Origin of the sequence: Variovorax soli NBRC 106424, from assembly GCF_001591385.1 — a bacterium.
Lineage (GTDB): Bacteria > Pseudomonadota > Gammaproteobacteria > Burkholderiales > Burkholderiaceae_C > Variovorax > Variovorax soli.
On sequence record NZ_BCUU01000025.1, the window covers coordinates 37,997 to 56,237 of the forward strand.

Below are 18,241 nucleotides of genomic sequence, written 5' to 3' on the forward strand. Positions count from 1 at the left end.
GATTTATCCAGCCCAATTAGGTTCAAAATGCGCAATACTTTTCGGATTTCGGATAATCAAACCGCAGTCCATTAACGGAACGAGGCTATTGGAAATGGTCGGTGGCCAATCAAACATCCGGCACGAGACGCATTTTTAATACAAAAGTTGACCATCAATTTGGATTAGAAAAACCCATTCGCGACTAGAAATCGGCCGAGTTTTTTCCAAGCCAGGAAATGAAGGTGAACCGGCGACGCAACTGCGCCCCGCCATCGGCGCTCAGGCCGTTTGGCGCAGGTACGCGGTCCAACCGACCACCAGCGGAAAGCTGAAGAAGGCGGCGACCGTGGTCCAGAGGATGATGCGCGCGATGCGCCCGTTGTCGGCCCCGAATCGCTCCGCCAGCATCGACACGTTGCTCGCACTCGGCAGGGCAGCCATCAGCACCAGCGCACCGCAGGTCGGAAGGCTCAGCGGCATCCCCATGGCGCGTACCACCAGGGCCGCGGCAAGCACCAGCAGCGGGTGGACAACCAGCTTCACCAGCACGACGGGCAGCACGTCGCCCAGCGGCGCCCGGCCTCTCGCCTCGCGTGCCAGCATGGCCGAGCGCGCCAGCACCGCGCCGATGGTGAAGAGCGCGACCGGTGATGCGGCGTCGCCCAGCATCGCGATGGTTCGCTCGGCCGGCCCCGGCAGCTTGTAGCCGGCCGCCGAGGCCAGCCCGCCCAGCAGGATGGCCCAGGGCATCGGGTTGCGCAGCACACCCGCCAGGGCCTTGCGCATGGCTTGCGCAGCGCCGTGGCTGCCCGCCGCATCCAGCCGAGACAGGGCGATGCACAGCGATGTGGTGATCACCATGTCGAAGGTCATGCTGATGATCACCGGCCCCACCGCCTGCGCCCCCAGGATGGCCGTCAGCAGCGGCACCCCCATGAAGCCCGTATTGGGAAAGGCCGCCACCAGGGCGCCGAAGGAGGCGTCGTTCCAGCCGATGCGCTCGTTGCGGCTGAAGGCCACCACCGCGCCCACCGTGACCAGCGCACACGCGCCCCATACCAGCGCCACGCTGCCGTCAAGCAGTTGCGCAATGGGCGTGCCAGCGCCGAAGCGATACAGCATGCACGGCAGCGCAAAGTACAGAACGAAGGCGTTGAGCCCGGGAATGGCCTCCAGCGGCAGCACCCGGCTGCGGGCGGCCACATAGCCGGCGGCGACCAGGGCAAAGAAGGGGATGGTGACGAGGAAGATTTGAAGCACGAGGCTGCGGATTGTCGCTGCCTGCCCTCTTTCGGGCGCTTCGTCCGGCTTCGTGATGCGAAAAGCACCGCCCGTATCATTGGCCCGCCCCGCCGTCCCCCGCCTCGCGCGACTCCTCTTTCTCCAATGTCCGGTCTCAATCTCGCTCAACAGGAAGCTGTCAACTACATGCACGGGCCCTGCCTGGTCCTGGCCGGCGCGGGCTCGGGCAAGACGCGGGTGATCACCATGAAGATCGCGCGCCTGATCCAGGCCGGGCTGGAGCCGCAGCGCATTGCCGCCATCACCTTCACCAACAAGGCGGCCGCGGAAATGCGCGAGCGCGCCAAGGGGCTGATCGGCAAGGATGCGCGCAAGGTGGTGGTGTGCACCTTCCACGCGCTGGGCGTTCGAATGATGCGCGAGGACGGCGCGGTGCTGGGCCTCAAGCCCCAGTTCAGCATCCTCGACGCGGACGACGTGACCAAGATCCTGAAGGACGCCGGCGGCACGTCGGATGCCGCCACGGCGCGCATCTGGCAGTGGACCATCAGCAAATGGAAGAACATGGGCCTGAACTCGGCGCAGGCCGAGGCGCAGGCCGCGGACGACAACGAGCGAATCATCGCGCGCATCATGGCCCGCTATGAAGAGCGCCTGACGGCCTACCAGAGCGTGGACTTCGACGACCTGATCGGCATGCCGCTGAAGCTGCTGAAGGACTTCGAGCAGGTGCGATCGAAATGGCAGGCGGCCCTGGGACATGTGCTGGTGGACGAGTACCAGGACACCAACGCCACCCAGTACGAGGTGCTCAAGGCCCTGGTGGGCGAGCGCGGCCGCTTCACCGCCGTGGGCGACGACGACCAGTCCATCTACGGCTGGCGCGGCGCCACGCTGGACAACCTGCGCAAGCTGCCGGTGGACTTTCCCAGCCTCAAGGTGGTGAAGCTCGAGCAGAACTACCGCTCGACCAGCGCCATCCTGCGTGCGGCCAATAACGTGATCGGCCCCAACCCCAAGCTCTTTCCCAAGACGCTGTTCTCCGAACTGGGCGAGGGCGAGCCGGTGCGCGTGGTCGACTGCGACAACGAGCAGCACGAGGCCGAGCGCGCAGTGGCCCGCATCAAGAGCCTGCGCGAGAACAGCGCGCACAAGGAGTTTCGCGACTTCGCGGTGCTCTACCGCGCCAACCACCAGGCCCGCGTGTTCGAGCAGGCGCTGCGCCGCGCGCAGATTCCGTACAAGGTCTCGGGCGGCCAGAGTTTCTTCGACAAGGCCGAGATCAAGGACCTGTGCGGCTGGTTTCGCCTGTGGGTCAACAACGACGACGACCCGGCCTTCCTGCGCGCCGTCACCACACCCAAGCGCGGCATCGGCCACACCACGCTGCAGAGCCTGGGCGTGTTCGCCAGCCAGTACAAGCTCAGCCTGTTCGAGGCGCTGTTCAGCTCCTCGCTGCCCAGCGTGATGAGCAAACGCGCACTCGACGGCCTGCACGAGTTCGGCCGCTACATCAACGACCTGGAATACCGCGCCCGCCACACCCTGGGCGCAGAAGATGCGCGCGCTTTTCTCAACACCTGGCTCAAGGAAATCGAGTACGAGAAGCATTTGTACGACGGCGAGGACAGCGAGCAGGCCGCGGCCAGCCGCTGGACCAACGTGATGGAGTTCTGCGACTGGATGGCCCAGCGCTGCGGCGGCCAGGTCGACGATGCCTCCGGCGCGAACATGGCCGACGGCGAACGCAAGAGCCTGATGGAAGTGGCGCAGACCATCTCGCTGCTTTCCACCATCAGCGAGCGCGAGCAGGAGCAGAACGTGGTCACGCTGTCGACGCTGCATGCATCCAAGGGACTGGAGTGGCCGCATGTGCTGCTCGTGGGCGTGAACGAAGGCCTGCTGCCCTTCAAGCTCGACGATGACGAAGGCCGGCAGGAGAAGGTGGCGGAGAACACCCTGGAGCGCCTGCAGGAAGAACGCCGCCTGATGTACGTGGGCATCACCCGCGCGCAGCGCAGCCTGGCGGTGAGCTGGACCAAGAAGCGCAAGAAGGGCCGCGAGATGGTGGCCGCGCAGCCCAGCCGCTTCATCGCCGAAATGGCGCTGGACAAGAGCACCGCCAAGGAAGACCCGCGCGAAAAGCTCAAGGCGTTGCGTGCCGAGTTCGCCAAGCGCGCTGCCGACAACGCCGTGGCTGCCGCGGCCTCCGCCGGCGCTGCGCCCACCGGCTCATGATGCGCGGCAAGATCGCTGCCGCCGCCCTGGTGGCCTGTTGCTGCCTGCTGGCGGCCTGCGCCCAGCAGCCGCCCAGGAATCCAAATTGCCCGCAAAGCGCATCGGAGCTTCCCATCCAGTCGCTCTACGGCAGTTGGGAAGCGCGCATCGAGGGCCAGGACGGCAGCGCCACCATGGTGCTGCGGCGCCATCCCGAATACGACGGTGTGCGCGGCACCATCCAGCGCGCCGGCCAGCCGCCTGCGCAATTGGCGGGCGACATCGACCCCGAGGGCCAGCTCGCGCTCGACGAGTCGCAGGACGGCAAATCGATCAGCGCCAGCTGGTCGGGCGCCCTGAAACCCGACTCCTGCGGCAAGGAGTTCACCGGCAGCTGGTACCGGTCCTCCGACGACAGCCATCACCCCTTCGTGCTGCGCCGAAGCGGCACATGGAACTGAAAACGACGATGCACCACTCCTCCATCGCGCGCGCGGTGGCGAGCCTGCTCGCCACTTCGTGCACATCCTCTTTTCTTCTTCTTGCGCTGCCTGCCCATGCGCAAGGCACATCCAAGCCCTGGCCGGGCAGCGACCTGGGCTGGCAGCAATGCCAACGCATCACAGGCGACAACGACGCGCGCCTTGCCTGTTTCGACCGGTGGGCACGCGACCAGCAGGCGCAGCCAGCCACGGCCACGGGCGTTGCGCCCGCCGCTGCGGCGAACGCCTCCGCCAGCCCGGCACCCGCAAGCCCTGCAGCGAGCGCGGCAACAGCACAGCCGCTGCCCCCGGTGGACTCGACCATCCCCGCCACCCGCGTCATCACCGCAAGCGACGATGCCTGCCGCGATCGCCAGTACTCGACCCTGTCGCGCTTCTGGGAACTGGAAGACGGCACCAGTTGCGGCACCTTCAGCCTGCGCGGCTACCGGCCCATCGACGTGAGCTTTGCAATGGCCACCGAGCCGCCACAGACGCCCACCTCGCCCGCGCCCAACCACACCGGCACACCCATGGACTACCAGCCGGGCGAGATGCGGCTGAACCTTTCGCTGCGCACCAAGCTCGCGCAGGGCATGCTCACCGGCGCCGACCCGACGCGCAAGGACTCGCTGTGGTTCGGCTACACGCAGCAGTCGACCTGGCAGGTGTTCAACACCGATCTGTCGCGCCCCTTCCGCACCACCGACCATGAACCCGAGGTGATGTACGTCTACCCGACGGACATGCACCTGCCCGGCGGCTGGCGCTGGCGCTACGCCGGCGCCGGCCTGGCACACCAGTCCAACGGCCAGAGCGATCCGTATTCGCGCAGCTGGAACCGCATCTACCTGATGGGCGGCGTGGAACTGGACAACCGCTTTGTTTTCAACGCCCGCGCCTGGAAGCGCATCAGCGAAGACCCAGAGGACGACGACAACCCCGACATCACCGACTACATCGGCCGCATCGAGCTGGCCGGCTGGTGGTATCCGGACAGCAAGAACGCGCTGGGCCTGACGGTGCGCACCTGGGGCAAGGGATCGCAGCGCCTGGAATGGACGCACACCCTGGGCGACCCGGCCACCAGCAACGTGCGCCTCGTGGCGCAGGTGTTCAACGGCTACGGCGACACGCTGGTGGACTACAACCGCAAGCGCACCGTGTTCAGTGTCGGCTTGCGGCTGGTGGATTTCTAGCGCTTTGCCGGCCGCGTATTCACGTAAATCGAATACAGCGACGAGGTGGCGCAGATGAAAAGGCGGTTGAGCTTGGGCCCGCCGAAGCAGACATTGGCCACCGCTTCGGGCACTCGGATCTTGCCCAGCAGCGTGCCGTCGGGCGCGATGCAATGCACGCCGTCGCCGGCGCCCGCCCACAGGTTGCCATGCGCGTCGACGCGGAAGCCGTCGAAGAGGCCGCTCTCGCATTCGGCGAACACCTCGCCGCCTGACAGACCGATGCCGTCCGCGCCCACCCGGTAGCGCCGGATGTGATGCGGCCCGCCTTCCACATGGGTCGCGCCGGTGTCGGCCACATACAGCAGCTGCTCGTCGGGCGAGAAGGCCAGGCCGTTGGGCTGCACGAAGCCCTCGGCCACGCAGCGCACCTCGTCCAGGGATGGCGCGATGCGGTAGACGCACTGCGCGCCGATCTCGTTGGGCGACTTGTCGCCTTCATAGTCGCTGTCGATGCCGTAGCTCGGATCGGTGAACCAGATACTGCCGTCGGACTTCACCACCACGTCGTTGGGCGAATTGAAGCGCTTGCCGCCGATGTGCGAGGCGAGGATGCGGCGCGTGCCGTCATGCTCGGTGCGGGAGATGCAGCGTCCGCGGTGCTCGCAGGACACGAGCCGGCCTTCGTGGTCGACCGTGTGCCCGTTGGTGTTCATCGCCGGCTGGCGGAACACCGAGACGGAGCCGTCGCACTCGTCCCAGCGCAGCATGCGGTCGTTGGGAATGTCGGACCACACGAGGTACCGGCCCGCGGCGAACCACGCAGGGCCCTCGGCCCAGCGGCTGCCTGTGTGCAGCTTTTCGAGCGAGACGTGGCCGAAGACGAACTGGCGAAAACGCGGGTCGCGCACCTCGAGGGTGGGATGCTGCGGTTGTGTTTCGACGGACAAAGGCGAGGCCCTCCAGGGTTTGGGACGCGCGTATGGTGCCCAAATCCTGCGGATCGCCAAAAGGAAAAGCCCCAAGTGCTTTTGAAACACTTGGGGCTTGAATTTGGTGGCTGGGGCTCTATTGAAAGATGGGCGCCAGGCCGCCAAAAACCTCGGCCTGACCTAGCGGACATCGACTGGTTACTGCAATAGTTACTTCAGATCGGAGTCCCCATAGATGCCACGCGACCTTATCTCCTCAGACCTCATCCTCAGAAATATCAAGCCAGGTGACGCGCGAAAACGCATCACCGATGGCGACGGGTTGTACTTGTTGCTATTCGTCAAGGGCGGGGCGCATGGTTGGCGCCTTGATTACACCGTGCAGGGCAGGCGAAAAACGCTTTCCCTCGGGACGTATCCGGATACTGGGCTCAAGCTGGCGCGGGAGAAAGCGGCATCCGCTCGCCAGCTGGTCGCAGCCGGCATCGATCCCAGCGAAAGCCGGAAGGAGGCGAAATCCAGGCAGGCCGCCGCCAACTTGGCCTCGAAGCGGGCAGAAGCCGGCCTTCCAATTCTTGACAGTTTCGAAGATGTTGCCCGTGAGTGGTTCAACACTAGGCGCGACGATTGGGCTCCTAGCTATGGAGACAAAATCATCCGACGACTCGAAGTTGACGTGTTTCCGTGGCTCGGCCGTACACCTGTGGCGGAAGTCACGCCACCTCAGCTACTGGTCGTGCTGCGCCGTATTGAAAGCCGCGGTGTCTTAGAGACAGCGCATCGAGCACTTGAAAACTGCGGCCAAGTTTTCCGCTTTGCGGTTGCCACCGGCAAGGCTTCCAGCAACCCCGCCCGTGATCTGAAGGATGCGCTTCGCAAGCCAACGGTCCGACACTTCCCCGCAATCACGAACCCGGTGCGCCTTGGCGAACTCCTTCGGGCCTGCGATGCATACAAGGGCACTCACGTTGTCCGTACCGCGTTGCGGCTGCTTCCCATGGTGCTTCTACGTCCTGGCGAGCTACGCCAAGCGCGTTGGGATGAATTTGACTTGGAAGCAGGCGTATGGACCGTCCCGGCCGCCCGGATGAAACGCGAGAAGGCAGGAAAGCTGCACGGCAAACCTCACGTGGTACCACTCGCTTTGCAGGCCGTGGCCGCGCTGCGTGACTTGGCGCCGCTGACGGGCCCAGACGGCTACGTTTTCCGTGGCGAGCGCCATCACGATCGTCCAATGAGTGACGCAGCGATCAACGCCGCGTTCCGGGCAATGGGGTTCGCAAAGGACGAAGTGACCGCGCACGGATTTCGAGCAACGGCCCGCACGATGATGGCGGAACGCCTGGGCGAGTCCGAATCGGTGATCGAGGCGCAACTGGCGCATGCAGTGAAAGACAGTCTGGGCAGGGCCTACAACCGCACGGAATTCCAAGCAGAGCGCAAATCGCTGATGCAGTCTTGGGCCGACTACCTTGACCGTCTGCGGCGAGGTGCCGACGTCATTGCACTTCCCTCGGAGCCGGGAGGCCGTCTGCCCAAGGCAGCCTGATGGGCGCAAAGCGTGGCCAGCAGAACAGGGCCGCTGCGCATAGCGCCCCACCTTCAGCGGCGCGGAGTATCGAGCCAGAAGGGCCGCCGGCGCCGCGCCTGCGCCGGCCGGCATAGCGCCGCGTCACGCACGTGCAACGCCGAGCGCGTCAAGTGTCAATCCAGATGCAGCTCGAACTGCGCGCCTTTGCGGCCACGGACATTCGAGAGCAGCGCCGCTCGGGCCTCGTCGGCCGTGTTCCAGCGGGTGGAGACCGGCGAAGCGTAGAGCTCAGCCTCCTTCGCATGTATGAAACGCAACGCCGCTTCATCCAGGTGCTCGCAAATGAAGTGCTGCAGCGACGGGCCCGCTTGCACCTTCCAAAGCACCAAGCGGCGCACGGCTCGCACCAGATTGCCCATCGGGGAAGGATTTGGCAGGAGATTGATGTCCAGCGTTCTCTTACGAATCCGGCCCAGATAATTGTCCGCGCAGATCAAGCGCCGCCCCTTCAGATCGTAGGCAATGGCATCCCAGTCGAAGAATGTGCACGCGACTATATCTTCCAGCTTTTGCACAGGCACGTGTCGGCGCGCCCAGGTGGTCTCCAGCGCCCAGAAATCGATCTTCCAGGGCCCCTGCTTGCAGCCAAATCCGCCGAAGCGGTTCGAAGTCGCGCCCAACTCGGCGGCAAGCGCCGCGACGCGATCGGCCGGCGCGTCGATTACCAGGTCGATGTCGGAGCGAAAGCCCGCGCGTCCCTCGTGCGCAAAGTCGCGCACGAGCCCGCCGATGACGGCGATCCGATCGAACGCGTTGAACCGATCCTCAAGCACCTGCCGCAAGAAGACCATCTCGCCGGTGTCGTTCGCCCAGAAGTATCGATCGAGCCGACGCTTCAACGCGAGGTTGTTAGGTGCTGTTGGCATGGGGCAGGGCCTGGAACTCGCTCCAAAGACGCATCGCATAAGTATCGGTCATGCCGGAAATCATGTCTGTTAGCAGGCGCAGTTCCCGATAGCGCATACCGTTGGCTGACGAGCTGGGAGTGTCGGCCGCACAGGCCTCTTGGACATAGTTTGGGCTGATCAAAGAAAAGATGTAGCTCGAGCGCGCGCTTCGCTTTCTCGATTCGATGTTGCCCATGTCATTGCGATCGGAAATGGCCGACCAGAAGGCAGACATCAACCCGTCCAGCGCGGCCGCGCCGAGCGCTTCCGTCCGCAGTACCAATGGGTTGTTGAACGCGTATCTCTTTGCAATCTTCTTCAAGTCGCTGCAAAGCTCGGAGTTGTCCATCAAGGGCATCTGATGGCTGAAATCGAAAATGGGGCGCAAATTCCGAATGAACTGCTCGCTCGCGTGCGTGACCAAAGCCTCGATGAAGAACGCGCGCAGATATTGAATCTTGATATCGCGCTGCGCATCGGGGCGCAGCGGCTTTTGCTCAACGTCCGTGAAGCGCGACAGCAGTTTCAGCACCGTCGGGTCGTCTCGCCGGCTGCGTTGCAGGACGACGAGCACATCGTCGGGCGACATCACCAGCTTCTTAAGCACGTCGTCGACGTCCAGCACCGAGTAGGCAATGTCGTCGCACGCTTCCATGATCCATGTCAGTGGGTGACGCTGACCCTCCTCAAGGCCCGTTTGCTCTCGTACCCAGTCGACGACGTCCTTCTCCGAAGAGAAATAGCCGCCCTTTTTGCGGATCGGATTGCGCGGATCAGCAGCGGCGAAGGAGACCGGGTATTTTAGTCCTGCGGCCAGCGTAGCTGCGGTCAGGTCGAGACCGACCCCGTCCACGTGCGTCTGCAGTCGCGTCAACAGCCGCAAGGCCTGTGGATTGCCGTCAAACCGCGTGAACTCCAGACGAAGTGCTTCCGGGACCGCTTGCGATTGCTCCAGCTCCCGGCCGTCCCGAGCGGTCTTGCTGAAGATCCAGTCCTGGCGATTCTCGAACCAGCGGCCAATAGCCGCCTCGCCCTGATGGCCGAAGGGCGGATTGCCCAAGTCGTGCCCGAGCCCAGTCGCCAGCAGGATCGGCTGGATGACGTTGAGCAGGGCATCAGGGCCGATGCCGCTGCGCTTGAATTCCTCAGGGCTGCTCAGGAAGACGCGCACCCCGATGGAGCGTGCGAGATTGGCGACCTCGTGTGAGTGCGTCAGACGCGTGCGCACGCTGTCGTTCTCATCCATGGGCCAGACCTGTGTCTTGTCCGCCAAGCGCCGAACTGGCGTCGAGAACAGAAGGCGGTCGTAGTCGTGCTGGAACTCGGAGCGCAGATCACCCGAGCCGGGGCTATCCGGCGCGCCGTCGTCGTTCGAAGGGGCTTGGCCCGGAACGGAGTTTTCTGGCGCGGAAGCGGGACGGGGGCGCGGCCGGCGCGCGGGCGACCAGATGCTTGACGAGGGAATGTGTGCAACCATGAGGCATCTTACCCAGGCTGCGGCAAGCGACCGCGATCAGGTGTGCCGGGTGAGAAGAGACGCCGAGCGTCTTCTTCTGATCACAGCAGTCGTTTCGCGTGGTCAAGTGATCGGCGGTCCCCTGTATTAAGGCAGTCATCAAACTGGTCTGCGCCGATGACCACAACAGGCCCTTTGCAGTGAACCGGGCGCGGTCCCCGGCAACAACTGCACTGCGAGTTGTAGCGTTCCTCCGGCGTCTCGCTGCCGACTTCCACTTGCATGCAAGCAAGAGTGCTGGTCACAGGTCGCCACTTCGCCCCGGTCTTCAGAATCTTGCCACGCCGACGTGGGCAGGCCGTCGCCTTTCCATAGATCCACGGTAGGGATGATGTTGCTCTAGGCCACTGCCGAAGGCACCGTCGCGCGCCTCTCGCCTACTGCAACCAGGCGTAAAGTTCATCCCATGCGAGCCCCAGAAGACGCTTCGAGCGCTCTTCCACGAACTCGTTGGTCCAGGTATCGCTGCGATTTCCGATCGCGCTAAGTTGCGGCATGAACGATGCCTTGGTGACGATTTCCTGAGTTGAGTCGCCAAACTCAATACCGGCCGCGGCTGCCGCAGCCAAGATTTTTTCTGCATCCGCATGCGACGAGGCACCGAGCGCTTGGTAAAGGACGCGCTTATATGGCCAAGCCCTGGACGAGAATGAGGAGTTTGCCACCGTCGGAACAAGAACCATATTGCCAATGCGGTGCACCAAGTCGCGGTTGGCATAGATGGCGCTGTCCCAGTCGGAAGACCCTGCCAGAGGCGCAATGTGCTCTAGTGTGAGATTGCGGTCATCCCGAAATCCGTCATAGGTTAAGCAGGGCGACACAGCTGGCCGCCCTTTTTTGATCAGCCCAGGAGCGTCCGCATCTTCGACGGCATCGTGATACGCGGCCAACAGAATGAACCTTGTCACCTCACGGCTGTTCGTGTATGCGGCAATCGCCGCACCTTCAGTCACGAACTTATCCTTGTCCGTCAAGCCACCCAACTTGTCTTCGAGCAATCGTTGCCTCAATTCGGCCTTAAGGGCATCTAGGTCGACGGACGGTTCTGGCGAATCCGCCGAACTGCCGCGCCTAAGGCTGCGCGCCAGCGCAGGCATGCTTGTTTGGTTAGCGCCACTAAGGATCTCTCGATATTGGGTACCTCCCGGCGCTGGCCATCCCACCAGGGGAGGGTGCGCATCGCTGTGCGACGCGCACGCCGCGTTTCGGCAGCTCGCTGCGCTCGACGGCCTGCGGCCTTGTCAGTGCCCGGCACGCCGGGCAAGGGGCGCTCGCCGCGCGGCGTCTCGTTCGCACATGGCACGTGTACGAACCGTCCGCTCCAGTCTCGCACCCATTCCTCCGGCAGTGTTGCCCACGTCCGCGCTGCGCGCTCGATGGTCTGTGCGAGCGTTCGCGCTTCGCGCCCCGTACTCGCCCGGTCCTCGCTGCGCTCGGCTGCGGCCTCTGTGCGGTCACTTGCACAGACCATCGCCATGGGCACCGCTGCCTTCGGGGTGCGGGACTGGAGTGGACGGTGTGAAACCGACGCGAACCAATGCCCGAACGGGACCGGTTCCGAAGGGGAACAGGCCAAGAGCCCCGGTGTACTTAAAAGACCAATGCATGCCGCGCTGCGGCAAAGAAAGGAACCCAGATGACAGCACCGAACAACGTTGAGAGCTGGCTCGGGCTCGATGCGCTCTGCGGCACCGCCGAAGCGTGGACGTGGCTCGAAGAAAACCAAACCGACTGGTACGACGCATATCAAGCGGTCAGTCCGTGGGCCGCGACGAAGGCCGAGCTGGTGGATCTTGCGACCACGGCGCCCAACGGATTTGCGCGGGGGGTGATCTATGGCTGGCTGGCCGCGCGACAGGACATTGCAAGCCAAACGGGCATCACCTTCTGAATGCCGGCAAGGGAAACACAGTGGCCAGCTTCAAACCCTTATCGAACGCGCCGGCGCTGGCGCGAATCGCGGCGCGGCTTGAATTCGAAGCTCGATGCGCGGCGCTCGACGCCAGATTGGCTTCGATCAGCTACGAACTCGAAGCCATTCAGGCACAGCAGCGTGCGCACGCACAGCGTGCTCAGGTGATCCGGGCCAGGCGTGAGGCTGCACTGCGAGGCCTACTGGGCGGGCTCGCTACTGGCCTGGGCGCGATCGGTTGCGCCGCCCACGCCCATCGTCCGGCGCTGGGGTTGCCCGAGCTGGGCGGAAGGCGCCGATGACCGCGCATTACGCTAGCGAAGCACTGGGTCGGTTTGTTCGCTTAGCCGACTCAGTGACCACAGTTGCGAGTCGTCGGTTGCGGGATGTGCCTGACGTTGATCGCGCAACGCCCGACGCGTTCCAGGCTCAGCACGGCGCTCACGTCGATCCTGTGGCCTGAATACGGTCGCTCAAGGTCAACCTCCATGTTGATGTGCCCCGCAATTTCCACGTGGTGCGTCTCGCCGGGCGGCGGAAGTTCGTCAAGCGAAAAATCAAAGGGCAAGTAGATCTCGTCGTATCCGTTGCTGTTCGTGGAGGCTATGGCGCCGGAGACCTCCCCGTCATTGAGAGTCTTCCTATCGATCAAGTTGACGATCTCATTGAAGAGATCGTTCTCATTCTGGAAGCGCCGGGCCCGGGGGAGGCAGGTGGCAAACGCGTTCAGAACCATTTCCAGGTGCGTCAACGAGGGGGCCATAAACGACAACTGCGCCGCTCGATCAATGATGGCTTGGCCGTTGAGCACCAGGTTGCCCGCTTCGGCGAGGTCAGCGCGCTCGTCGCCTTCGGCGATGCCGGCCTTGTACGCGGCCAGCGAGCCGTAGCCCAGCGCAGCTGCGATCAGCTCCATCGCGTGGCCGTGCCTCAATGGATGGGAAGAACCTTCACTGGCCGTGCGAAGCGCGTAGGCCAGGCTCGAGATATCGACAGACATGCAGATCTCCAAAGTGAGGTCGGGCAATCCAGCGATTACTTGCCCGACGCCCATGGAGTGCATGAGTCGTTGGGAAAGGGAAGGTATGAGGTCGGTCTGTTTTGCAGCCGCTGGAAGCTGAGGCGGACGCCTGGCCACCATTATGCTTGCAGACGCGCCACCGCGGTCCTTGCCTCTACGTCTACGCAGTAACTTTTCGACTGCGCGTGGCCAACTTGCCAGTTACTTTAGAAGTTGCTGCAAAATCCTGCGGACGTCGATGGCCGCAGACGGATGAATGCGGAAAACAAAAAAGCCCCAAGTTGTTGATCTACTTGGGGCTTTTAGGGTTTCGCCTTTGATGGGCGAAGTAATTTGGTGGCCTGGGGCGGAATCGAACCACCGACACGCGGATTTTCAATCCGCTGCTCTACCAACTGAGCTACCGGGCCATTCTCTTTTGATCGAGACGCCCAACCCAAGAATTCGGGTTGGAGCCCACGATTATACAGCGCTTCTACGGCCTCTCGAAAGATCGACGCCCAACTGCTTCAATTTTCTGTACAGGTGGGTGCGCTCCAGGCCGGTCTTCTCGGCCACGCGGGTCATGGAGCCGTTCTCCATGGCCAGGTGGAACTCGAAGTAGGCCTTCTCGAATCCGTCGCGCGCGTCGCGCAGCGGGCGGTCGAGGTCGAAGCTCTGGGTGGACTGCGGGCCGGGGTCGGGCAAGGGCGACATCGAGGGCGCGGGCACCAGCGAGCTTTCGCCGGTGGTGGTCACCACGGGCGAGTAGGTGCTGGTGGTGGGCACCACGGCGGCGGCGGCCCGGCGTGCGCTTTCGCGGGCCAAGCCCTGCTCCACGGCCTTGAGCAGTTTCTGCATGGTGATCGGCTTCTCGAGGAAGGCGAAGGCACCGATGCGGGTGGCGTCCACGGCGGTGTCGATGGTGGCGTGCCCGCTCATCATGATGACCGGCATGGTCAGCAGGTTGGCGGTCGACCACTCCTTGAGCAGGGTGACGCCGTCGGTGTCGGGCATCCAGATGTCGAGCAGGACCAGGTCGGGCCGCGCACGCTGGCGCGCCGCGCGTGCCTCGGCGGCGTTTTCAGCCAGCTCGACGTTGTGGCCTTCGTCATTGAGGATTTCGAAGAGCAGGTCGCGGATGCCCAGCTCATCGTCGACCACGAGTATGTTTGCCATGAATGCTTGTAGGTGCGCGCTCAGGCGACGGTGTTTTCTTCGGAAGGCGGGTTGGGGGCGGCAGGCCGTTGTTCTGCCGCCAATGCGAATGATAGCGACACTTGCGCCCCTACCACAGCCCCGTCCTGCATGCGATTGGAAAGTTCGATGCGGGCGCCGTGTTCGTCAGCTATTTTCTTTACAACCGCCAGCCCCAGGCCGGTGCCCTTGGACTTGGTGGTGACGTAGGGTTCGAAGGCGCGCTTGAGGATGTTCTCGGCAAAGCCCGCGCCGCAGTCCTGCACCGTGAGGCGCGCGCGCTCCCCCGAGTCGGACAGGCGCGTGCGCACCAGCACTGGCTGGCGCGGCACTTCGGGGTGCGCGGCGGCGGCGGCCTCGGTGGCGTCCTGGGCGTTTTGCAACAGGTTGTGGATCACCTGGCGAAGTTGCTGCGCATCGCCGCGGATGGGCGGGCAGCGCGGGTCCAGTTCGGCATGCACCTTCACGGCGTGCCCGGCCTCGTTGTCGTACAGATGCAGCACGTCGGAAACGAGCGCATTCAGGTCCACCGGCTTGAGCTCGGCCGCGGGCAGCCGGGCGTAGTCGCGGAATTCGTTGACCAGGCGCTTCATGGCGTCGACCTGGTCGACGATGGTCTTGACCGACTTGGCCAGCACCGCCTGCTCGCCCGAGGCCAGCTTGCCCGAGAGCTTGTGCTCCAGCCGCTCGGCCGAGAGCTGGATGGGCGTGAGCGGGTTCTTGATCTCGTGCGCCAGCCGGCGGGCCACCTCACCCCACGCCTGGGCGCGCTGGGCCGAGACGATTTCCGAGATGTCGTCGAACACCAGCAGGCGGGTCTGCCCCGGCAGCTCGGCGCCCCGCGCCACGATGTTGACGGCGGCCTCCTGCCCGCCACCCGGGCCGTCCGGGTGGAGTTCGAAGGCGTGCTGCCAATGGTCCAGCCCGTGCTGGGCCTGCTCGACCTCGAAGTCGTCGAACTGCTGCTGCACCGCATTGCCGAACGCCTCCAGCCCCGGGACCTCCGCCAGCTTCTGTCCTTCGTACGCTGCCAACGGCGCCCGCAGCACACGGGTGGCGCCCGGGTTGGTCGACAACACCGTGCCCGACTCGTTCAGCACGATCACGCCGGAGGTCAGGTTGTCCAGAATGGTCTGCAGGTTGGCGCGCGCCGCATCCAGCTCGCCCACCGTCTTCTCGACGGCGCCGCGGGCCTCGGCCAGCTGCTGCGTCATCATGGCAAAGGAGCGGGTCAGGCCGCCCAGTTCATCCTTGCCGGGCAGCACGGCGGTCGGCCGAAGGTCGCCAGCCGCCACCTGGCGCACGCCGTCGGCCAGCACCAGCAGCGGGCGCGCCAGCTGGTTGCCGAACAGCACGGCCAGCAGCACGGCGCCGAACACGGCCAGGAACAGGCTCAGGGTCAGGGTGCCGATGTACATGCGCAGCAGGCCCTCGCGGGCCAGGGCGCGCTCCTGGTATTCGCGGTTGGCCTCCTGCACGGCCAGCGCATTGGCCACCACAGCGGGCGGCAGGGGCACCGTCACCTGCAGGTAGCGCGTCTCGCCGCCCAGATCGAAACCCGGCCGGCGCACCAGGGCCAGCGCGCGGATGCTGGCGGCCGGCGGCCCGGTGCCGGCCTGCGCCCCCTCGACTTCGTCCAGCCCTTCGATGTGCGCCACCGCCCGGTCGCTGCGCGCCTGCCGGAACTGCTGGGCGCTGGGCCGCGACGGGCTCAGCTGGAAACGCGCGGTGCCGGTGCCCGCAATCTGCTGGCCGCTGCCGCTCCACAGCACCACCTCGCTGGCACCCAGCTGTTCGCGCACCCGCTCGAGCGCGAGGCCGGCGCTGGCATCGGGCACGTTTTCCAGTTGCGCGCTGGCCGTGCGAGCCTTGTTGGAAAGGTCCTGCGTGAGCGAATCGAGGGTGGCGCGGCCCAGGTTGAGGCCGGCGTCGAGTGCGCCCTCCACCTTCACGTCGAACCAGCTTTCGATGGAGCGCGAGACGAACTGGTAGGACACCACGTAGATGAGCACCCCCGGCACGACCCCCACCAGCGCGAAGATCGCCGCGAGCTTGATGAGCAGCCGGCTGCCGAACTTGCCGCGCCGCAGGCGCTGGATGAGCCGGAACGCCACCCAGCCGAGCACCAGCACCAGCAGCACCGCCACCACCACGTTGATGCCGAACAGGCGCGCGTAGTTGCGTTCGTACAGGGCGCGGTTGTTGGTGGCCTGCGCCAGCAGGAACATCAGCACCAGGCCGATGGCCGTGACCAGCGCCGCACCCACGCCGATCGCCCAGCGCATGGCCTTGGCGCGGCGCGCGGCCGGCGTTGCCGGGGCACGCGCACGCCCGCGCGGCTGATCAGTCACCTGCTTTTCTCCATGGGAAGCTTCACACTGCGCTCGACGGCGATGTTCCAGTCGGACTGGCCGACCACGCCGATCTGGAACGGCCGAGGCAACTGTGAAGTATCCAGCCGGAAGCGAAACACCACCGGTTGCACGGGATCGTCGTTGATCTCCGAGTTGTCGCCCAGGCGCAGGCGCCCGATGCGCTTGACCGCGTCGAGTGCATCGCCGAGGGAGTCGAAGTTCTGCGCCACCGAGGCGCCGAAGCCGGCGTTGGTGATGGGCACCGGCGACACGTTCAGCCGCCAGCGCCGGGTGAGGGGCTGGTAGGCCAGGCGCATGTGGCGGGCGACCTGCGCCACACGGGTGTCCATCCAGTACCAGCGCTCGCGGTAAATCTCGGCTTCTGCCACGAAATAGATGGCAATGCCCTTGTCCAGCACGTCTTCTACCAGGTCCGGCAGCTCGAACTGGACGGCGGCGCTCAGGTAGACGCCGTCGTCGCCGCGCTCCAGGCGCAGTTGGGTCACCTCGATGTTCGCGTTGTTGGCTTGGGCGCCAGGCAGCCAGAAGACAAGAAGGGCAACCAGCAGGATCAGGCCCAGCGCCCGCAGCGCCCCGACCGGGCGCCGGGCCTCAGCCAGGGTGCTTTTCCAGCAGGGCGTAGAAGAAACCGTCGTGATCACCTAAGGGATTGTCCGGGAGGCCGCGGGCATTCCGCCCGCTTTGCGGCAGCAAATGACCCGGGGAAGGCAGCAATCCGGCATCGGTGTTGTGTGCAAGAAACGCATCAATCTGGTGCACCCCCTCGTCCCGGAAGACCGAGCAGGTGCAATAAAGAAGGCGGCCACCCGGCCTGACCAGCGGCCAGAGGCTGGCCAGCAAGGTCGCCTGCTGAACCGCCAACTGCTCGATGTCGCTCTCGCGCCGGAGCCAGCGCACGTCCGGATGGCGGCGCACGATGCCCGAGGCGGTGCAGGGTGCGTCCAGCAGGATGGCGTCGTAGGGCGTGCCGTCCCACCATTGCTCGGGCCGGGCGGCGTCGGCCACCACGACACGGGCCGAGAGCCCCAGGCGCTGCAGCGTCTCGCCGATGCGCAAGCTGCGCTGCGCATCGACTTCGAGGGCCGTGACTTCCACCGGCTGCTGGCCGGCATGTTCCAGCAGATGCGCCGTCTTTCCGCCGGGGGCGGCACAGGCATCCAGCACGCGCAAGGGGCGCCCCACCGGCGGCGCGAGGCCGTCCAGCAGCAAGGGGGCAGCCAGTTGCGCCGCCGCGTCCTGCACCGAGAACTCGCCCTCCTCGAAACCGGGCAACTGGCGCACCGGGCGGGCCCGGTCCAGTTGCACGCCGCTGCTGCCCACGGCATGCGCCTTCATTTGCAGCAGCTCCAGGGCATGCAAGTACTCACCGACGCCTGTCTTGAGCTGGTTCACGCGCAGCGTCATGGGCGCATGCGCGTTGTTGGCTTCCAGCACTTTCTGCCAGGAACGCGGGTGATCCCGCTTGAGCCGTTCGATCCACCAGCGGGGATGGTTCCACTGGGCGACCGGCTCGCGGTCTGTCGCGGCCACGAGTTCGGCACGCTCGCGCAGGAAGCGGCGCAGGCAGGCATTGATGAAGCTCGCCTGGGCGCGCGTGGTGCTGTCGCGCTTGGCAGCCTCCACCGTCTGGTCCACCAGGGTGAAAGGTTCGTACGGCGCCTGCTCGGCTTGCCAGGCCAGCGCCAGCGCGCTGCACAGCAGCGCATCGGCCGGCGGCGGCGGCGTGCGGC

The 18,241-nt window shown here is 65.1% G+C and carries 16 protein-coding genes and 1 tRNA gene; 6 read left to right on the forward strand and 11 right to left on the reverse strand.

All coding sequences use genetic code 11. The features are described 5' to 3' along the window. Positions 1–261 precede the first annotated feature (261 nt). Positions 262–1,242, reverse strand: a complete 981-nt coding sequence (locus VSO01S_RS10060) for an AEC family transporter (protein ID WP_068641921.1) — start codon at positions 1,240–1,242, stop codon at positions 262–264. Between the two features lie 126 nt (positions 1,243–1,368). Between VSO01S_RS10060 and VSO01S_RS10065 the strand changes: the two genes are divergently transcribed. From VSO01S_RS10065 to VSO01S_RS10075, 3 genes are read left to right on the forward strand one after another with little or no spacing between them, the layout of a single operon-like run. Further along, a complete protein-coding gene (locus VSO01S_RS10065) occupies positions 1,369–3,462 on the forward strand; it encodes an ATP-dependent helicase (protein WP_068641922.1) in 2,094 nt (697 codons plus the stop codon). Next, entirely contained in the window at positions 3,459–3,902 is a 444-nt protein-coding gene (locus tag VSO01S_RS10070; RefSeq protein ID WP_153305201.1) for a hypothetical protein, read from the forward strand. The genes VSO01S_RS10065 and VSO01S_RS10070 overlap by 4 nt, the downstream gene beginning before the upstream one ends. After that, positions 3,893–5,122 carry a phospholipase A gene (locus VSO01S_RS10075; protein ID WP_245684169.1) on the forward strand — a complete coding sequence of 410 codons (1,230 nt, stop codon included), beginning with the start codon at positions 3,893–3,895 and terminating at the stop codon, positions 5,120–5,122. The genes VSO01S_RS10070 and VSO01S_RS10075 overlap by 10 nt, the downstream gene beginning before the upstream one ends. Here VSO01S_RS10075 and VSO01S_RS10080 read toward each other — a convergent pair. After that, positions 5,119–6,051, reverse strand: coding sequence for an SMP-30/gluconolactonase/LRE family protein (locus VSO01S_RS10080; RefSeq protein ID WP_068641924.1), 933 nt, complete (start codon positions 6,049–6,051; stop codon positions 5,119–5,121). The two genes, VSO01S_RS10075 and VSO01S_RS10080, sit on opposite strands and share 4 nt — an antisense overlap. A gap of 217 nt (positions 6,052–6,268) precedes the next feature. On the opposite strand from VSO01S_RS10080, the gene VSO01S_RS10085 reads away from it, so the two are divergent. Next, the gene (locus VSO01S_RS10085) at positions 6,269–7,582 is read left to right on the forward strand and encodes a tyrosine-type recombinase/integrase (RefSeq protein WP_068641925.1); all 1,314 of its coding nucleotides are present in this window, start codon (positions 6,269–6,271) and stop codon (positions 7,580–7,582) included. Between the two features lie 155 nt (positions 7,583–7,737). Here VSO01S_RS10085 and VSO01S_RS10090 read toward each other — a convergent pair whose 3' ends face one another. The 3 genes from VSO01S_RS10090 to VSO01S_RS10100 all read right to left on the reverse strand — a co-directional run bounded on the left by VSO01S_RS10090 (position 7,738) and on the right by VSO01S_RS10100 (position 11,025). Continuing rightward, on the reverse strand, positions 7,738–8,490 hold the full coding sequence (locus tag VSO01S_RS10090; protein ID WP_153305202.1) for a hypothetical protein: 753 nt from the start codon (positions 8,488–8,490) through the stop codon (positions 7,738–7,740). Beyond that, on the reverse strand, positions 8,474–9,988 hold the full coding sequence (locus VSO01S_RS10095; RefSeq protein ID WP_084241788.1) for a deoxyguanosinetriphosphate triphosphohydrolase family protein: 1,515 nt from the start codon (positions 9,986–9,988) through the stop codon (positions 8,474–8,476). The genes VSO01S_RS10090 and VSO01S_RS10095 overlap by 17 nt, the downstream gene beginning before the upstream one ends. 416 nt (positions 9,989–10,404) lie before the next feature. After that, entirely contained in the window at positions 10,405–11,025 is a 621-nt protein-coding gene (locus VSO01S_RS10100) for a GmrSD restriction endonuclease domain-containing protein (protein WP_068641929.1), read from the reverse strand. Positions 11,026–11,663: 638 nt separating this feature from the next. Between VSO01S_RS10100 and VSO01S_RS10105 the strand changes: the two genes are divergently transcribed. After that, positions 11,664–11,918 (forward strand): hypothetical protein, encoded by a 255-nt coding sequence (locus tag VSO01S_RS10105; RefSeq protein ID WP_068641931.1) that lies wholly within the window; start codon positions 11,664–11,666, stop codon positions 11,916–11,918. 20 nt (positions 11,919–11,938) lie between these two features. Next, positions 11,939–12,241: a hypothetical protein gene (locus tag VSO01S_RS27095; RefSeq protein ID WP_153305203.1), complete on the forward strand. Its 303-nt coding sequence runs from the start codon at positions 11,939–11,941 to the stop codon at positions 12,239–12,241. Positions 12,242–12,291: 50 nt separating this feature from the next. On the opposite strand, the gene VSO01S_RS10110 is transcribed toward VSO01S_RS27095, so the two are convergent. The 6 genes from VSO01S_RS10110 to rsmB form a co-directional block, all read right to left on the reverse strand. Continuing rightward, positions 12,292–12,993 (reverse strand): hypothetical protein, encoded by a 702-nt coding sequence (locus tag VSO01S_RS10110; RefSeq protein WP_161944429.1) that lies wholly within the window; start codon positions 12,991–12,993, stop codon positions 12,292–12,294. A gap of 301 nt (positions 12,994–13,294) precedes the next feature. Further along, positions 13,295–13,370: transfer RNA gene (locus VSO01S_RS10115), tRNA-Phe, on the reverse strand. A gap of 52 nt (positions 13,371–13,422) precedes the next feature. After that, the gene (locus VSO01S_RS10120) at positions 13,423–14,118 is read right to left on the reverse strand and encodes a response regulator (protein WP_068641935.1); all 696 of its coding nucleotides are present in this window, start codon (positions 14,116–14,118) and stop codon (positions 13,423–13,425) included. Between the two features lie 20 nt (positions 14,119–14,138). Further along, positions 14,139–16,421 carry a sensor histidine kinase gene (locus tag VSO01S_RS10125; RefSeq protein ID WP_068641943.1) on the reverse strand — a complete coding sequence of 761 codons (2,283 nt, stop codon included), beginning with the start codon at positions 16,419–16,421 and terminating at the stop codon, positions 14,139–14,141. Positions 16,422–16,483: 62 nt separating this feature from the next. Next, the gene (locus tag VSO01S_RS10130) at positions 16,484–17,065 is read right to left on the reverse strand and encodes a DUF4390 domain-containing protein (protein WP_084241791.1); all 582 of its coding nucleotides are present in this window, start codon (positions 17,063–17,065) and stop codon (positions 16,484–16,486) included. Positions 17,066–17,102: 37 nt separating this feature from the next. Then, positions 17,103–18,241, reverse strand: a 1,139-nt coding sequence (gene rsmB, locus VSO01S_RS10135; protein WP_068641937.1) for a 16S rRNA (cytosine(967)-C(5))-methyltransferase RsmB, incomplete at its 5' end; no start/stop codon positions are given.

Coding starts and splice junctions, on each gene's coding strand:
- VSO01S_RS10065 (WP_068641922.1), top strand. CDS start 1,369: ATGTCCGGTCTCAATCTCGCTCAACAGGAAGCTGTCAACTACATGCAC.
- VSO01S_RS10070 (WP_153305201.1), top strand. CDS start 3,459: ATGATGCGCGGCAAGATCGCTGCCGCCGCCCTGGTGGCCTGTTGCTGC.
- VSO01S_RS10075 (WP_245684169.1), top strand. CDS start 3,893: ATGGAACTGAAAACGACGATGCACCACTCCTCCATCGCGCGCGCGGTG.
- VSO01S_RS10085 (WP_068641925.1), top strand. CDS start 6,269: ATGCCACGCGACCTTATCTCCTCAGACCTCATCCTCAGAAATATCAAG.
- VSO01S_RS10090 (WP_153305202.1), bottom strand. CDS start 8,490: ATGCCAACAGCACCTAACAACCTCGCGTTGAAGCGTCGGCTCGATCGA.
- VSO01S_RS10095 (WP_084241788.1), bottom strand. CDS start 9,988: ATGGTTGCACACATTCCCTCGTCAAGCATCTGGTCGCCCGCGCGCCGG.
- VSO01S_RS10105 (WP_068641931.1), top strand. CDS start 11,664: ATGACAGCACCGAACAACGTTGAGAGCTGGCTCGGGCTCGATGCGCTC.
- VSO01S_RS10110 (WP_161944429.1), bottom strand. CDS start 12,993: ATGGGCGTCGGGCAAGTAATCGCTGGATTGCCCGACCTCACTTTGGAG.
- VSO01S_RS10120 (WP_068641935.1), bottom strand. CDS start 14,118: ATGGCAAACATACTCGTGGTCGACGATGAGCTGGGCATCCGCGACCTG.
- VSO01S_RS10125 (WP_068641943.1), bottom strand. CDS start 16,421: ATGCGCTGGGCGATCGGCGTGGGTGCGGCGCTGGTCACGGCCATCGGC.